General features: G+C 70.8%; 18 protein-coding genes. 10 read left to right on the top strand and 8 right to left on the bottom strand.

Going from position 1 to position 15781, the window contains the following annotated elements:
* The first annotated feature begins 152 nt into the window (after window positions 1–152).
* Window positions 153–1121, top strand: coding sequence for an MBL fold metallo-hydrolase (locus tag K8625_RS12100; protein ID WP_223782792.1), 969 nt, complete (start codon window positions 153–155; stop codon window positions 1119–1121).
* Here K8625_RS12100 and K8625_RS12095 read toward each other — a convergent pair.
* The 3 genes from K8625_RS12095 to K8625_RS12085 all read right to left on the bottom strand — a co-directional run bounded on the left by K8625_RS12095 (window position 1096) and on the right by K8625_RS12085 (window position 2201).
* Entirely contained in the window at window positions 1096–1599 is a 504-nt protein-coding gene (locus K8625_RS12095; protein WP_223782791.1) for a helix-turn-helix domain-containing protein, read from the bottom strand. The two genes, K8625_RS12100 and K8625_RS12095, sit on opposite strands and share 26 nt — an antisense overlap.
* Window positions 1600–1764: 165 nt before the next feature.
* Window positions 1765–1926 carry a hypothetical protein gene (locus tag K8625_RS12090; protein ID WP_223782790.1) on the bottom strand — a complete coding sequence of 54 codons (162 nt, stop codon included), beginning with the start codon at window positions 1924–1926 and terminating at the stop codon, window positions 1765–1767.
* Window positions 1927–1988: 62 nt separating this feature from the next.
* Window positions 1989–2201, bottom strand: coding sequence for a hypothetical protein (locus tag K8625_RS12085; RefSeq protein ID WP_223782789.1), 213 nt, complete (start codon window positions 2199–2201; stop codon window positions 1989–1991).
* 17 nt (window positions 2202–2218) lie between these two features.
* Between K8625_RS12085 and K8625_RS12080 the strand changes: the two genes are divergently transcribed.
* A complete protein-coding gene (locus tag K8625_RS12080; RefSeq protein ID WP_223782788.1) occupies window positions 2219–3532 on the top strand; it encodes a hypothetical protein in 1314 nt (437 codons plus the stop codon).
* Window positions 3533–4222: 690 nt separating this feature from the next.
* Here K8625_RS12080 and K8625_RS12075 read toward each other — a convergent pair.
* The 4 genes from K8625_RS12075 to K8625_RS12060 all read right to left on the bottom strand — a co-directional run bounded on the left by K8625_RS12075 (window position 4223) and on the right by K8625_RS12060 (window position 9675).
* The gene (locus K8625_RS12075; RefSeq protein WP_223782787.1) at window positions 4223–5467 is read right to left on the bottom strand and encodes a lipocalin-like domain-containing protein; all 1245 of its coding nucleotides are present in this window, start codon (window positions 5465–5467) and stop codon (window positions 4223–4225) included.
* Between the two features lie 4 nt (window positions 5468–5471).
* Complete coding sequence (locus tag K8625_RS12070) at window positions 5472–8009, bottom strand: ABC transporter permease (protein WP_223782786.1); 2538 nt, start codon at window positions 8007–8009, stop codon at window positions 5472–5474.
* 100 nt (window positions 8010–8109) lie between these two features.
* A complete protein-coding gene (locus tag K8625_RS12065; protein WP_074953981.1) occupies window positions 8110–8820 on the bottom strand; it encodes an ABC transporter ATP-binding protein in 711 nt (236 codons plus the stop codon).
* 54 nt (window positions 8821–8874) lie between these two features.
* Window positions 8875–9675, bottom strand: a complete 801-nt coding sequence (locus K8625_RS12060; RefSeq protein ID WP_223782908.1) for a carboxylesterase — start codon at window positions 9673–9675, stop codon at window positions 8875–8877.
* Between the two features lie 69 nt (window positions 9676–9744).
* Here K8625_RS12060 and K8625_RS12055 point away from each other — a divergent pair, with 69 nt between their 5' ends.
* Complete coding sequence (locus K8625_RS12055) at window positions 9745–10035, top strand: DUF3467 domain-containing protein (protein WP_046716576.1); 291 nt, start codon at window positions 9745–9747, stop codon at window positions 10033–10035.
* A gap of 13 nt (window positions 10036–10048) precedes the next feature.
* Here the strand turns inward: K8625_RS12055 and K8625_RS12050 are convergent, their stop codons facing one another.
* Entirely contained in the window at window positions 10049–10303 is a 255-nt protein-coding gene (locus K8625_RS12050; protein WP_141330514.1) for a hypothetical protein, read from the bottom strand.
* Window positions 10304–10496: 193 nt separating this feature from the next.
* Between K8625_RS12050 and K8625_RS12045 the strand changes: the two genes are divergently transcribed.
* From K8625_RS12045 to K8625_RS12015, 7 genes are all read left to right on the top strand, one after another.
* On the top strand, window positions 10497–11252 hold the full coding sequence (locus K8625_RS12045; protein ID WP_074953978.1) for a hypothetical protein: 756 nt from the start codon (window positions 10497–10499) through the stop codon (window positions 11250–11252).
* A 23-nt stretch (window positions 11253–11275) separates the two neighbouring features.
* Window positions 11276–12190: an oxygen-dependent coproporphyrinogen oxidase gene (gene hemF, locus K8625_RS12040; RefSeq protein WP_223782785.1), complete on the top strand. Its 915-nt coding sequence runs from the start codon at window positions 11276–11278 to the stop codon at window positions 12188–12190.
* A 5-nt stretch (window positions 12191–12195) separates the two neighbouring features.
* Window positions 12196–12678 carry a hypothetical protein gene (locus tag K8625_RS12035; RefSeq protein WP_223749695.1) on the top strand — a complete coding sequence of 161 codons (483 nt, stop codon included), beginning with the start codon at window positions 12196–12198 and terminating at the stop codon, window positions 12676–12678.
* 315 nt (window positions 12679–12993) lie between these two features.
* Window positions 12994–13911: an Immediate early protein ICP0 gene (locus tag K8625_RS12030; RefSeq protein WP_223782784.1), complete on the top strand. Its 918-nt coding sequence runs from the start codon at window positions 12994–12996 to the stop codon at window positions 13909–13911.
* 78 nt (window positions 13912–13989) lie between these two features.
* Window positions 13990–14604: an RNA polymerase sigma factor gene (locus K8625_RS12025; protein ID WP_141330510.1), complete on the top strand. Its 615-nt coding sequence runs from the start codon at window positions 13990–13992 to the stop codon at window positions 14602–14604.
* Between the two features lie 79 nt (window positions 14605–14683).
* Window positions 14684–15325 carry an anti-sigma factor gene (locus K8625_RS12020; protein ID WP_046716569.1) on the top strand — a complete coding sequence of 214 codons (642 nt, stop codon included), beginning with the start codon at window positions 14684–14686 and terminating at the stop codon, window positions 15323–15325.
* Entirely contained in the window at window positions 15322–15780 is a 459-nt protein-coding gene (locus K8625_RS12015) for a hypothetical protein (RefSeq protein WP_370640397.1), read from the top strand. The genes K8625_RS12020 and K8625_RS12015 overlap by 4 nt, the downstream gene beginning before the upstream one ends.
* Window position 15781: the final 1 nt, after the last annotated feature.

Genomic DNA, 15781 nt, shown 5'->3' with positions numbered 1-15781 from the left:
GTCGGGCCCGTGGAGGGGCTTCGGCCGGGATGGCGGATGGGAGCAAATCGATGGCCGATGCGCGCAAGCAGGCCAGGAGCCGCTGGCGCATCTTCCGCCTCGTTCGCCGGGCCCTCGGGTGGGGCCGGCCTTTCGGCACGAGGTGGAAGACGATGCGTGGGTTCGAGATGAAGTCGGTGGTGTGGATGTTGGGCGCGCTGTTGGGGATGGGCTGCGCGGGGACGAAGGCGGGGCTGGGGGAGGCGCGGCTGGAGCGCTACACGAGTGACGCGAGCGGGTTCGACACGCACTCGTTCTTCTACGACACGGGCGCGGAGGTGGTGGTGTTCGACGCGCAGTTCACGGAAGGGGAGGCGAACAAGGTGCTGGAGCACATCCGCGCGCGCACCGCGCATCCCATCCGCTACGTGGTCATCACGCATCCGAACCCGGACAAGTTCAACGGTGCGGCGGTGTTCCAGCGCGTGGGGGCGAAGGTGGTCGCGAGCAAGGCCACCGCCGAGGCGATTCCCGCCGTGCACGCGTACAAGAAGTTCTATTGGGTGAACGTGGCGAAGGCCTTCACGGAGGAGACCTATCCCGCCGAGGCCACGGTGGATGTCACCTTCACGGGGAGCTACTCGCTGCCGCTCGAAGGGGGCGCGAAGGTGGAGCTGACGGAGCTGAAGCACGCGGGTGTGACGGTGACGCAGACGGTGGCGTACGTGCCGGGGAGCGAGGCGCTCATCGTCGGGGATTTGGTGCACCACGGCGCGCACGCGTGGCTGGAGGGCGGGGTGCGCGAGGGCAAGGTGGTGCCGGACGTGGCGTCATGGAAGGCGGCGCTGGGGGAGCTGTCCGCGTGGCCTCGGGCCACGGTGCATGGCGGGCGAGGGGACAGCGCGCCGGTGGTGGATGTGATTGAAGCGCAGCGGCGCTACCTGGATGGGATGGTGGCGCTGGTGGAAGGGTACGCGGCGGAGCTGGGCGAGCGCAGGTCGGAGCTGTGCGGCGAGCAGGCGTCGACGCACTACGGGCAGTTGGAGCAGCGCGCGGTGGCGGCGTTCCCGGAGCTGAAGCTGCCGTACCTGGTGGGCTACGGCGTGTACGGCCTGGTCAACCGCGTCGCCTGCGGCGGGTAGGGGAGGGGAGCGCGGTGGTGCCCTTGGCGATGCGTTGGCGGAAGTCGCGGGGGCGCTCACCGGTGAAGGCGGTGAAGGCGTGGGTGAAGGCGGCGAGGCTCTCGAAGCCCACGGCGTAGGCGGTCTGCGTGACGCGGGCGCCGTCCTCGGCGAGCAGCTCCATGGCGCGCAGCATGCGGGCGTCGTGGAGGAAGCGGCGCCAGGAGGTGCCGGCCTCGTCATCGAAGCGGCGGGCGAGGGTGCGCTGGGCGAGTCCCGCGGCCTTCGCCGCGCCCGCGAGGGTGACGGGGCCTGGGAGGTGGGCCAGGGTGTAGGCCATGGCGCGCTCCAGCTCGGGTGTGCGGGCGCGGGGCAGGCGCCAGTCGCGAGGCTCCGCGCTCCATTCGGACAGCAGGTGCGCGAGGGTGGAGAAGAAGCTCTCGGCGACGGGGTCGCGAGGTGAGCGCTCGGGTCCCCAGCGGGTGGAGTGGAGGAGCATCTCGCGCGCGAGGGGTGGCAGGACGAAGACGCGGCAGTCGCCGGAGGGGGCGGCGGGGACGCGCGAGGGCTTCAGGTAGACGGTGCAGAGGGTGGCGGGCTGGGTGGTGCGGACGCGGTGGCGGGTGCCGGCGGCGAGCCAGGCGGCGCGTTGAGGAGGCAGGAGCTACTGGGCCTCGGCGACCTCGAGGTGGAGGGCGCCGCTGGCGGCGTAGAGGAGCTGGTGGCGACGGTGGGTGTGCCACGGGGAGGTGGAGGGGGACAGGGCGTCGGTGAGGCAGAAGGCGGACGCGGGCGCCGAGTCCACATCGACCAGGGGTCTGGGCACGGCTCCTCCGGGCTCGGGCGCGCGGCGTCACGAGCGGGCACGAGCATACGGTGGGCGGTGCGTCAGGCGGGCTTTGAGTTGGAGTGGTCGGTGGTCTTGCTGACCAGGTAGCCGCCGTGGCTGATGGCGAGCAGGGCGATGAAGCCCTGGGAGAGCGCGGGCAGCTCCGCCACGCTGCCAGGCTTGCTGGAGGCGCAGATGGAACCTCGAGCCGGCCACTTTTTCCGCGCGGGTGCGAAGGAATCCAGCCGCTCGCGTTGAACCCGATCAGCCATGATAAGGAGATTCTCCCATGCGAACCGGCCTCATCGTCCTCGCGCTCGGGGCGTTGCTCTTCCTGGGGTGTGGTGACTCCGGGGATTCCGAAGAACCGAACGACTGTCCCACCATGGGCCAGGGCACGCTGGAGGTCACCATCCGCGGGCTCCCCGCCTCCGCCGCCTCCATCGTCACCCTGCGCAACGGGAGCGGGCTGCGGATCATCGATGCCTCGCGCAGGCTGGAGGGGCTCTCCGCGGGCACGTGGAACCTCCTTCCCGAGCCTACCGGCGGGAGCGGGCCGCTGATTCGCACGGCCTATGACGCACCGACCTCCCAGGTCTGCGTCCGGGACGGGCAGACGGCCACCGCCACGGTCGACTATGCGCTCGTCCCCAGCAGCCAGAAGCTGTGGCTGTCCACGAGCAATGGCGCCGCCGAAATCGAGGCCTTCTCCGCAGAGAGCCTCGGCGCCTCCGGGAGCCCCTCGGCCACGGTGTTGCTCGACTCCTCCCCGGCCATCCCCCGCGCATCAGGGCTCGCGTTCGACCGACGAGGCAACCTCTGGGTGGCGCTCGGCTCGGGGGAAATCCGGCGCTATCCAGCCCGGGACCTCGGTGCCTCGGGTGTCCGCGCGCCCGACATCACCCTGACGGGTAGTGCCCTGCGCGGGGGCGTCCCGGGCCCCATTGCCCTCGCCTTCGACAAGATGGGGAACCTCTGGGTCTCCGTCGGCTTCAGCGACAAGGTGCTGCGCTTCGGCGCCGCCCAGCTCACCACCAGCGGCTCGCCCACGCCCGAGGTGGAGCTCTCGGGGCTCGGCGAGCCGAGCGCCCTGGCGTTCGACGCCGATGGCCACCTGTGGGTGGCGGACAGCGCCAGCACTGGCTCCCGCGTGCACCAGGTGGGGAGCTTGCGCCTGGGCACGTCGGGCACGGTGACTCCCGAGACGAGCATCGACGTCAAGCCCACTCCGGATGGCGTCAGCTTCGCCGGCCCCTCAGGGCTCGCCTTCGACGAGGAAGGCAACCTGTGGGTCGCCTATGCCGCGAGTGGCATCGTCGCCCGGCTCACGCCCAGGGAGCAGGGCGACGCGGGCCCACGGACCGTCACGCCCGCGGTGTGGCTCGACGTAGGGGGCCCTAGGGAGCTCGCCTTCGACGAGGAGGGCGGGCTCTGGCTGGGCTACGATTCCGGCGACATCGCCCGCTTGAGCCCGGGGCAGCTCGCCGCCACCGGTGCGCCGACGCCCCAGACTCTCATCTCCAGCGCCGACCTCGGCGTCACCCACGGCGTGGCCATCTATCCCGCCCCCGCCAACCTGCCCCTGTTCCACGGGCTGGACTGACGCTCGGCCCCCGGCGCGAAGGCCACTCTCCGCGCCGGGTGTCGCGCTGGTATTATGGCATCCCATCCGCTTCGCACGGCCCGTGCCCCGGAGCGTCCCGCCCGTGAACACGCTTCGAGGGCGCGCTCGACAGGTCGTCGCGGGCAGGCTCGCTCAACGGTGGGTTTCGGGGGGAGAAGCGCTTGCCGCGCCAATGGCGAGAGGAAGACCAGCGCCGTCTGCAACTGCCATGACCTCGTCCCTTGCCCCGCTTCGTCTTTCCGACGCAGGGCAGCGTTTCTTCGCCGAGGCGAAGAACGCGTCGACGAATCCCTCCTCCAGGTCGAATCCTCCGCGCACCTTGAGGGCCAGGGCCCGCAGGGCGGTAGGGAAGGAGCCGTCCTTCACGCAGTCCTGGAACCAACGGTAGACTGTCTTGCAGGGCGGATGCTTTCCCCTGCGGCAGGCAGGAGCAGCTCGTCTCCAGGGAGCGCACGGAGGTCTGACGAGGCCAGCAGGGCTCGTGCATCTTGTGGGGACAAGGTGGCCACTCGTTGGAACCACTCCCTCACGATTTCAGGGTCCAGGATGTCGTCCTCTTGTCGTGGACCCAGATCCTCGATGAGGCGTGCGCGCAGGTTCATGGCTCGACTCATCGACGGAATCCAATCCGTGCCTGCCAAGGGTTGTATCGGATTCGGGGCGTGCGCCTCAGTGACCGCCGCGAGTCTCCGGGGTTCCACGGGCCCGGGTCTCTGGTCGCCGCGTGGAGGCGTGTGTGTCCGCGTAGCCCGTCAGCTCCACGTAGCCGCGTCCTCGCACCGGCTGGCCCGCACGATTGCCATCCAGCGCCACCGTGCCCTCCCAGTAGCGCACGCTCACTGGCAGCTCCTGGTCCGCGAGCTTCGGCGTCACCGTCAGCTCCAGCCCGAGCTTCGCCACGCGCAGCCGCCACCGCGATGGATACTCCCCACCGCGCGGGCTCTTCCACGTGTCCAGCACTGACAGCTCCACGTCGTCCCGGGTCAGATGCACTGACGCACTGTCCACCGCCCCCACCGGCGGCACCCACGTCCCCGCGCTGAACGGGTCCACCGAGCCGTCCTTCTTCCGCAACTGGTAGTACATCAGCTCGCTGCCATCGGAGAGCTGCAGCGAGAACCAATCCCAGCCCACCTGGTCCGGTCCCAGCGCGCTGGTGCTCCACTCGCGGTCCATCCAGCTCTCCCCCGTCACCGCGTACGTCTGTCCCTCCACCTTCACCGTGCCCCGCGAGGGCATCCGCGTCATCGAGTAGTAGTACGACGCGTTCCCCGGCTCCGCGCTCTTCTGGCTCAACCCCCGCTCACCCTCGAGCACCGGCGGCTTGCCCGGCTCCAACAACAACTCCAACGTCACATCGTCACCTTGCGCGCGCAGCCGCACCGGCCACATCGACTCGCCCGCGGTCGTGGCCTCCCAGCTCTCCAGCCACACCTTGAACGGCTGCGTGCTCGCCCCCGCCAGTCCCAGCGCCGCCCGGCTGTAGCGCTCCGCGACGTGGAACCGTCCCGCCGCCACGTCTGTCACCGTGAAGTGCCCCAGGTACACCTGCCGCGCTCCCCACGCCGAGTCACGCTGTGACTCCGTCGGCGACAGCGCATTGCGGAACAGCGTGAACTGATACCCGAACGCCCGTCCGTCCGCGGTCTCCAGATTTCCCGTCCAGTACCACCACTCCGTGCGGAACTCCGGATGCGGACCGTGGTCCTCGGGGAAGTGGAACTCACGAGGCTCGAAGGCCCGTGCATAGCCCTCCATCCCACCGTCGCTCCCGCCGAGCGCCGACGCCACCGTCAACGTGCCGCCCCGCGCCAGGGGCGGCAGCTCCGTCTCGCGCGTCACGAAGTACGCCGCCACCGCCAGCGCCACCAGCACCACCGCCGTCCCGATGACGAGCCCTCGGCCGTTGCTCATGGCGTCACTCCTCCCTCAACGCGAGCGCGGGATTGGCTCTCGCCATCCGCCACGCCGGGTACAGCCCCGCCAGCGCCGAGGCCACCAGCGCCAGCAACATCGCCTGACCCAACGTCTCCGACGTCACCGCGAGCCGCAGCGTCCACCCGAAGGAGCGCTGGTTGATGACGTGCACCAGGATGTACGCCAGCCCCACGCCCAGCGGCATGGAGAACAATCCCGCCAGCAACCCCAACGGCCCCGTCTGCAGCGACACCAGTCCCCACAACTGCCCCGGCGTCAGTCCCATCGCGCGCAGCACCGCGAACTCGCGCGAGCGCTCCAGTTGCAATGACATCAACGCGCTCAGCACGCCCACGAACGCCACGCCGATGGCCAGCAGCCGCAGCACCTGCGTAATCGTGAACGTGCGGTCGAACACCTCCATCGACGCTTGTCGCAGTGAGCGATTCGGGCGCACCAGCAGCGCCTGTTCATCCCCCGCTTGCGCTCGCACGGTGTTCACCAGCGCGTCCACGTCCTGCCCCGGCGCCGCGTACAGCGCGACGCCGCTGACGCCCCGGTCGTCGAACCAGCGGTCATACGTAGCGCGAGGCATCAGCATCGTCCCCACGTCGGAGCCGTAGTCGAAGTACACCCCCGCCACATTGAAGTCATGCGGCCCCCGGTCCGTGGAGAGCCGCACCGTGTCGCCCACCTTCACGCGCCGATGGAACGCGAAGGGCTCGGACACGACGAGCGAGTCTTTTGACGCGTCCAGCTCGCGCCACACCGCGGCCTCGTCGCCGCCCTCCTTGAAGCGATAGGGCCGCGCCGGTGATTGGCTGAAGTCGACGGCGATCAGGTCCGTGGGAATCTCATCCGCGCGCACCAGCGCCACGCGCAGCGTGCTGCTGCCCGCGATGCCCGGCGTCGCGCGCAACTTCTCGGCGAGCCCCGGCACCATCGTGGCGCCACCTCGCCGCGCCACCAGTGACGGCGGCGAGATGAACACGTCCGCCTGGAGCGACGTCTCCAGCCAGGACAGCACCGTGCCCCGGAAGCTGGACACCATCAGTCCCACGCCCACCGTCGTCGCCACCGCCACCATCAGCGCCGCCAGCGCCACCGCCGTGCGGCTCAGGCTGGTCCTCACCCCACGCGCGGCCATGCGCCCGAGCAATCCGAACGAGAGCCCCAGCGGCAGCGCCGCGTACAGCGACAGCCGCTCCGTCACCCACGGCACCAACAGCGCCGCGCCAAGCAGCACCGCGAACAGGCCCACGTACGCGGGGAACAGCGCTGGCGTGGACCAGCTCAGGAGCCCCACGCCCACCGCGAGCACGGCGACTCCCAGCACCGCGAGCCGAGGCGCGCGAGTCCTCGACACATCCTCCAGCGTCGAGCGTCGCAGCGTCGTCGCCGGAGCCGAGCGCGCGGCCTCCCAGGCCGGCACCAGCGCCGCGAGCACCGTCGCGCCGAGCCCCAGCGCCAATCCCTTGGCCAACGTGAAGGGCTCCAGCGCCAGCCCGCGCACGCTCACCACGAAGTAGAGGTCATTGATGGTCTGGGTGATGAGCCCCACCAACCCACGACCCAACAGGATGCCGAGCAACAGCCCCGCCACGGTGCCCACGACGCCGAGCACCAGCGCCTCACCGAGCACCAGCGCGAACAGCTCGTTCCGGGTGATTCCCACCGCGCGCAGCCGTCCCAGCAGACCGCGCCGCTGCACCACCGAGAACGTCATCGTGTTGTAGATGAGGAACATCCCCACCACGAGCGCCAGGAGCGACAGCGCGGTGAGGTTGGTGCGGAACGCCCGCGTCATCTGCTCCACCGTGTTCGCCCGCGCCGACGAGCGCACCACCTCCACGCCTTCGGGGAGCGTCGAGCGCAGCGCCTCCGCCTGGTCCTCCGTCAGCCGCAGGTCCACGCGCGTCAGCCGGCCCATGCGGCCCAGCACCTCCTGCGCCGTGGAGATGTCCGTCAGCACCAGGGCCTCCAACGCTCGCGCGGTATCCTCGTCGGCGGGAGCGAGCAGCGCGGCGATACGCAGCGAGACCTCACGTCCCTCCACGCGCACAGGCAACCGCTCTCCGGTGCGGACACCCAGCGCCCGCGCGGCGCGCTCGCTCAGGAGCACCGCGCCCGGCTCGGTGAGCAGCGCGCTCACGTCACCGACCGCTTCGCCTCCCGCATACGCGCGGAAGGGAGACTCCATGAACGGGTCCACGCCCAGCACCGTGAGTGTGCGCCGGTCCCCTACGGCGGCCTGTACGTAGCCCTCGACGACGGGCGCCGCCACGGGCGCGTCCTGTCGCAAGCGCAAGTCGCGATACACGTCCTCCGACAAGCCCGACGTCCCGCCCACGAGCTGATGCGTGGCACGTCCCGCCACCGCGTCCGTGGATCGCTCGAAGGCACGAAGCGCGCTGCCGCTCGCCAGGTCGATGGACACCACCACCGCCACGCCGAGCGCGATGCCGAGGAGCGACAATGCCGTCAACCACGGATGCCGCCCCAGGTGACGCAGGCTGGAGCGCACGAGCAGGTTCCTCACGGGCGCCCCCCGGTCCGGGCTTCATGCGCGCCGCGGCTTCCATCCTCGATGCCCGGACAGCTCGCCCACGCCCAGCCGTCCGTGTGCGCGATGCACCGATTCACGGCCGCTCCTTCCGGTGCGCCTCGCGCTCCACCAGTCTCCCGCCCACCATCTCCAGCACCCGGTCCGCGCGCGCCACCAACCCCGGCTCATGCGTGACGACGAGCGCACACGCCTGTCCCCGCCGCGTGAGCCCCTCCAGCAAATCCAGCACCTGCCGCCCCGTGGCCTCGTCCAGGTTCCCCGTGGGCTCATCCGCCAACAGCAACGGCGGCGCATGTGCCAGCGCCCGCGCCACCGCCACGCGCTGCTGCTCTCCGCCCGACAGCCGGTCCGGGAAGCTGCCCCCGCGGTTCGCCAGCCCCACCTGCTCCAACAGCTCGCGCGCCCGCGCCCCCGCCTTCGCCGCGTCGCTCCCGTTCAGCTCCACCGGCAGCCGCACGTTCTCCTCCACCGTCAACGTGGGCAGCAGGTTGAAGGCCTGGAAGATGAACCCCACGCGCTCGCGGCGCAGCAGCGTCCGCTCACGCTCGCTCAGCGCGCCCAGGTTCTTCCCATCGACGTGCACCTCGCCGCGCGTGGGCAGGTCGATGCCGCTGATGAGGTTGAGCAGCGTGGACTTGCCCGAGCCGCTGCGGCCCAGCAGCACCACGAACTCACCGCGCCACAGCGACAGGCTCACCCCGGAGAGCACCTCGCGCGCGGTGTCGCCTTCGACATAGGACTTGGTGACGTCTCTCAGCTCGACGACGGGAGGCGTGTCGGACATGGGTGGGCTCTTGATACACGGGCGCCCGGCTTTTCGCCGCGCCCCGAACCCACCTCATGCGCCCGTGGGTTGTGGCTCCCATTCCCCGAAGTCACGCCACTGCCCCAGGAAGTCCGCCACCTCCCGCGCGAACAGCCGCCCGTCCGTGTCCCGCGGAATCACATGGAAGCCGCGCCGCAGCGACACCACGCGCACACACGGCGACGCCGTGAGCCGCCGCGCCAGCCAACGGCCCCCCTCCGGGTCCACCACGTGGTCCTGCTCGGCCACCGCCACCAACACCGGACAGCGCACCTGCGCCACCCGCCGCGCCGCCTCGTCCTGCAGCGTCACCAAATCCCGCAGCCGCGCCACCGGGAACGCCGACAGCACCGGCGCCTCCGCCAGCGCCGCCGGGTCCGAGATGTCCGTGCCCGTCTTCTCCACCCACGGCCGCGCCCACTCCAGCAGCGGCGTGCGCGACAACTGTCGGATGAGCATCATCCGAGGCCCCCGGAAGCGAATCGCCGGCGCCGCGAGCGCCAACGCCCGCACCGCCTCCGGCCGCTCCGCCGCCAGCCCCAGCGCCAACAACGCCCCCATGGACAGCCCCGCCACGTAGACGCTGGAGTGCCCCCGCAGGTCGTCCAGCGCCTCCAGCGCCGCCTCCCGCCAGTCCCGCCAGGTGACGCGCAACAGCGCCTGGGGCGTCGTGCCATGGCCGGGCAAGAGGGGGGCCACCACCCGCATGCCCCGCGCGGCCAGCGCCTCGCCCAGGGGCCTCACATCCCAGGGACTGCCGGTGAAGCCGTGAAGCAAGAGGCACGCCTCCGGGCCTTGCCCCAGGTCGAAGGGCTCCGTCTTCGCCGCGTCCATCGGGAGCAAGGTGTCCATCATGAAGACACGCTGGTCACGCGAGGGCCCAGGCGCTATGCCACATGCCTCATGGCGGACACTCCGAAGCCCCCGGACATGCAGTTGCAGATTCAAATCGACGAGGACGTCGCCAATGGTCAGTACGCCAACATGGCCCTCGTGAACCACACGGACACGGAATTCACCCTGGACTTCATCTACGTCCAGCCGCAGCAGCTGCGGGCCAAGGTGCGCTCGCGCATCATCACCAGCCCCAAGCACATGAAGCGGCTGATGCTGGCCATGCAGGACAACCTCAACCGCTACGAGGCGAAGTACGGCCCCATCGTCCTGCGCGAGGACGACGGGGGCATGCACTGACGCCCGGGCGCGCTCACTCCTCGGTGGGCTCGCTGGGGTCCCTGCCCAGCGCCAGGTAGTGCTGGGCGCGCGTCTCCAGGAACGCGGCGAAGCGCGGCTCCACCCGCTCCAGCACCTCCCACTCGAAGTCCGGCGCCCGGCGCACGACGGGCTTCGACGGTGACAGCGGCTCGCCCAGGACGTACGTGCCCGTGGGCACCTGGGCCAGCTTGGAGTCGCGGTCCCCCGCGCCGAGGCTCGGTTGCGACCTGGCCAGGCCGTCACCCACGTCGAGAGGCGTGAGCGCATGGAAATATGTCCGGAGGTGGCCCCGTACGTGGAGTGACGTGAAGCACGGTCCGACGCCCGGGGCGATGGCGTGGGCTTCGCGTGCTGGAACGCACGGGGCGTGGTCCCCATATCGCCAGGGCCCGGGAACGGATTTGGCATCCACCCCGCAGGGGCGCAGACTTGGCTCCACCGTGCTCCGATTCCTCGTGCCGTTGTTCGTGCTGCTCCTCGCCCGCGACGCCTTCGCCCAGTGCCTGGGGGACGGCGTGCAGGTCTTCCCCACGCCGGGCGCCATCGTCCCCATCAACAGCCGCTTCCTCCTGGAGGGCGTGGGCACGGCCCGCGAGCCGGTGGTGGCGCTGGTGGGCAAGAAGCTGCGGCTGGTGGCGGACGGCCACGAGGCGGAGGTGAAGGCGCAGCGCGGTTGGGAGAGCAGCCTGGGCCGGGCCACCATCATCCTCAAGGTGGTGGGCAAGCTGGAGGCGGACAAGCGCTACACGCTGCGCATCGACGAGGCGCTGCCCAACGTGGCGCTGCTCAACGGCCGCGGCGGCGCGGTGCTGCCCGAGTGGCACACCGGCAAGGGCGCCGACACCCAGCCGCCGCGCTGGCTCAAGCGCCCCGCCGTCTCCGAGGGCTTCCTGCGTCGCACCGCCCAGGGCACCGCCCGCTTCGTGCGCTTGAACCTGTCCCTGCGCGAGGAGAGCCCCGCCTACCTGGTGGTCAAGCTGGAGCCCCGGCGCCCGGGCCCCAGCGTGCAGCAGTACGTGGTGCCGGTGACGAACAACGCGGCCTTCATCGGCCATGAGGCGTGCAGCGGGACGTTCGCCATGGAGGACGGCCGCAGCTACCGCGCCCGCATCGAGGCGTTCGATGCCGCCGGGCACAATGCGCCCCCCGTTCCTCCTGTGGACTTCGAGGCGCCGGCCGACTACTCCGCGCAGTGAGTGGGCATCGCCGGGAGCCGAGCATGACGAAGGTGGACGTGGAGAGTCTCAAGGAGCGGATGGCCGCCTTCACCCAGTCCCTGCAGGACGAAATCTGTCAGGCGCTGGAGACGCTGGATGGCTCGGCCCGCTTCCGCGAGGACCCGTGGCAGCGCCCCGGCGGTGGCGGCGGGCGCACCCGCGTGCTGGAGGACGGCGCCGTGCTGGAGAAGGCGGGCGTCAACACCTCGGTGGTCTTCGGCGAGCTGGAGGACCAGTTCGCCAAGAAGCTCCAGGGCGAGGGGCGCAGCTTCTGGGCCGGCGGCATCTCCCTGGTGCTCCACCCGCGCAACCCCCACGTGCCCACCGTGCACGCCAACTACCGCTTCATCCACCAGGGCGGCAAGGCGTGGTTCGGCGGCGGCGCGGACCTGACGCCGTACTACCTCTACGAAGAGGACGCGGCGCACTTCCACCGCGTGCACAAGGCCGCGTGCGACAAGCACGACGCCTCCTACTACCCGCGCTTCAAGGCGGCGTGCGACCAGTACTTCTTCCTGCGCCACCGCGACGAGACGCGCGGCGTGGGCGGCGTCTTCTTCGAGAACATGGGGGGGGAGCTGGAGCGCGAGTTCGACTTCGTGCGCGACTGCGGCCGGGCCTTCGTGGACGCGTACCTGCCCATCGCCCAGAAGCGCAAGGACACGCCCTACACCCCCGAGCAGCGCGTCTGGCAGGAGGTGCGGCGCGGCCGGTACGTGGAGTTCAACCTCGTGTACGACCGGGGCACCGTCTTCGGCCTGGAGACGCGCGGGCGCACCGAGTCCATCCTCATGTCCCTGCCGCCCCAGACGCGCTGGCGCTACGACTTCCACCCGGAGCCCGGCACCTGGGAGGCCCGGCTGGTGGACGTGCTGCGCAGCCCGCGCGACTGGGCCGCGTGGACGAAGGAGGGCTGAGCGCCATGGCGAAGACACCCGCACCGAGCGGTATGGGCAGGAAGTGGCCCTTCGCCGTCGTCGGGCTCGTGCTCGCGACCGGGGCCGCCTTCGTGTTCGCGTACCGGCTGTCGCCCGCGCCCGCCGAGCCGCTGACGGACCGCGAGGCGCGCCTCAACGTGCTGGCCTTGTGTGACGCGGTGCAGGCCTACCGCGACGAGCACGGCAACTACCAGCTCGCCGGGCCCACGCCGCGGGAGGTGCCCCGGGGCGGCCGCGCGGTGCCCTTCCCGGAGGACGAGGCCTTCCACCGGCTGGGCTTCGAGCCCCAGGACGGCGTGCGCTTCCAGTACGAGGTGGTGCTGCAGGAGAGCCCCGTGGGCGAGCCGGAGGTGTCGTGCCTGGCGCGCGGCGACTTCGACGCGGACGGGCTCAACTCCGTCTACCGCGTGCGCCTGGACTCCAATGGCATGACGACGCCCATCGAGGTCGAGCGCGAGGGCGAGTAGCCCCCGGGCGCAACCCGCCCCGCTCCTGGCGCGAGAATCCGGGAGATGGGCCACGTCGGAGACATCCGGGCGCCTCGCGAGGGCCCCCGCTCGGGCAGGGGAGGTGGGCGCCCGGGCTCGGGGACACCGCCCGCCGGCCTGCCTGTGCTCCCTGGGGACGGCGTGGCGTACGGCACCGAGCCTGGCCGCCCGCCGCGCGCGTCGGTGGCGGACACTTCGTTCAACCCCCGGAACGGTCCTCCGGAGCGACCCGCGCTAGGCTCCGACCCTCTCGAGCAGCCGCCGTCCCACTCCACGGCCGATGAGGAACCCGCCATGTCTTCTTCCTCGCGCGTCCCCTCTGCCTTCGCCCGGCTGGCCCAGCACATCCTCAAGTCGCCGGCGGGCCCCATCCCCCGCGTGGGCCCCAAGGCGCCGGAGCGCGGCGGCCTCCCGGGGGGCAACAAGGACGGCTTCAAGAGCCAGGTGCCCACCACGGGCCAGCCGACGCTGGGGGGCCAGGAGCGCGCCCCGCTGCGCAAGGTGGCGGAGCTGGTGCCCCCTGGGCTGGAGAAGCTGGTGGGCAAGCAGGAGCTGGGCGTGCGCTTCGGCTCGGACGCGGCGCTCCTGTCCGCGCACCTGCAGCCCTCGGGCATGTCCGGCTCCGAGCGCGCCACCCGGCTGTGGGCCTTCTTCGCCGCGTACGCGGAGACGGCCGCCGCCCAGCCGCCCCAGAAGGAGGGCCAGGAGGCCTTCCGGGAGTCGCTGGAGGGCCACGGCTTCGCGGAGCTGCGCGACGCGAACACGGGGAAGGACGGCGTGACGCAGGGGCTGTGGGTGCTGGAGGCCCGCACGCCCGACGAGGCCCGCGAGCGCGTGGCCAGCGTCCGGCTGGAGCCGCCCCCGGAGGTCCGCCACTCGGAGGCCGCGGTGCGCGCCGAGGGGACCGTCGACCCGGGGCTCGCGGCCCAGGGCCGGGGCCCGGACTCGCTGCGAGGCGCGCCCGCGCCCCTCGCGATGCGGCCGGCGGAGTCCCAGGAGCGGGACGAGGGCGAGCCGGACGACGAGGGCCTCCCGCGCCGCACGACGAACAAGAAGCTGGGCGCGATGATGCTCTGGAACGTGCTGCACCGCTTCCGCGACGACGCCGAGGACGGCTCGGTGGCGCAGGGGCAGTGGGACCGGGTGGCCTTCGGGGCGGTGCTGGCCCTGGTGGGAATCGCGCTCGTCGTGCTGGCGCTCGTCAGCCTCTAGGGCGGGCGAGGGGGACTCTTCCGGTCCGCGTGCGAAAAGTCTCGGCCCCCGCCGGCTTGTGGTACGTTGCCGCACCCATTGGCAACCGACGACCTCACACTCGTCAAGCGCGTCCGGAGCGGCGACCAACGCGCCTTCAAGCTCCTCGTCGAGCGTTACCAGCGCAAGGTGTACGCAGTCGCGCTCGGCATGCTCAAGGACAAGGAGGAGGCGATGGACGTCTCCCAGGAGGCGTTCGTCAAGGTCTACAAGTACCTGGACCACTTCAAGGGCGACTCGTCCTTCTACACGTGGCTCTACCGCATCACCGTGAACATCTGCATCGACGTGCTGCGAAAGCGCGGCGGTGGAGGCGAGGCGGTGGAGTTCGACGAGAGCCAGGCCATGGACCTGTCCGAGGCGCGCATCGGCGCTTTGGGCAGCCGCCTGGGCACCAACCCCCAGAAGAGCGCGCTCCGGCGGGAGCTGGCGGAGAAGATTCAGGAGGCCCTGAGCACGGTGCCGGAGAAGCACCGCGCCATCCTGCTGCTCCGGGAGATCGAAGGCATGTCCTACGAGGACCTGGCCCGCACGCTCGATATTCCCAAGGGCACCGTGATGAGCCGGCTGTTCCATGCCCGGGCCAAGGTCCAGAAAATCCTGAGTGAATACCTGGAGTTGGACGAAGCGAAGAGCGGCGTGGGGAACGAATGAAGGGCCCTCGAATATCTGAGGGGACCCGGCGTCACAGCCACAGCATTCGCAGCTTCCACCACCGAGCAGGGTGAAGGTTATGGCCGGAAATCCCGCATGTGAGCGTTTCGTCCCCATGCTCTCTCCGTACGTCGACGGAGAGCTGACGCCCGCGGAGCGGGTGAACGTGGAGCGGCATCTCACCGCCTGCCGAGACTGCACCGGGCGCGCGGCGGACCTGCGCGCCGAGTCGGGCCTGCTCCGGGTCGGCCTGGACATGGCGGTGGACGACGTCGACTTCAAGGACTTCGCCCAGAAGGTCATGGCGCGGGTGACGCCGGAGAAGCCGCCCCTGTTGGAGCGGCTCAAGCTGGCCCTGTCGGAGATGTTCCTCTACCAGCGCACGGCGATGGTCTCCTCGCTGGCCACCGCGGCGGTGCTGGTGGCGGTGGGCCTGCCGCTGCTGCTCAGCGACAGGGCCCCGGTGGGCTACGGCGCCGAGCGCATGACGGTGAAGTCCATCCAGCCCTACCAGGACGCGCGCGTGGCGCCCGTGGTGATGGAGACGGACAATGGTGGCACCATCATCTGGCTGGTCGACGAGGAGACGCAGGACGACCCGTCCCAGGAGGATGAGGAGCAGGGCGAGGACATTGGGGGCGGCCTTCGTGGCGGCAAGGGAGTAAAACCCCTGGGCAAGCCGAAGTCGGAAGTGGAGCGGCCCTCGGGAGGTCCCCTGTGATGAGACACATGTCGTCCGGCCGGGTGTTGCTGGCCGTGCTGGGCCTGGGCGTGCTCATGCCGCTGGTGAGCCAGGCCCAGGAGGAGCAGAAGGTCAGCGTCCAGGTGGAGGTGGTGCTCGCCTCCAAGAAGGGCACGGAGGTGGACCCTCCGGAGCTGGCGAAGATGAAGGAGCAGTTCCAGAAGCAGAACTTCAACTTCACCTCCTTCAAGCGGCTGTCCAACGACACGCTGGACGTCACCGCGAAGCAGTCCACCGAGGTGAAGCTGCCCAACGGCAGCAACGCGTCGCTGCAGCTGGTGGGCATGAAGGACGGCACCGCCACCGTGCGCGTGGCCATCCCCCGCCAGCCCACGCTGGACGTGGAGCTGGGTCGTCAGGGCGCCGTCTACCAGAAGGCCGGCAAGCACGTGGGCGGAGAGCTCATCCTGGTGCTCTCCCCGCCCTCGAAGTAAC

Origin of the sequence: Myxococcus sp. AS-1-15 (assembly GCF_020037055.1) — a bacterium.
GTDB lineage: Bacteria > Myxococcota > Myxococcia > Myxococcales > Myxococcaceae > Myxococcus > Myxococcus fulvus.
The sequence above is the reverse complement of the archived record's forward strand: the minus strand, read 5'-3'. Positions and strand labels throughout refer to the sequence as shown.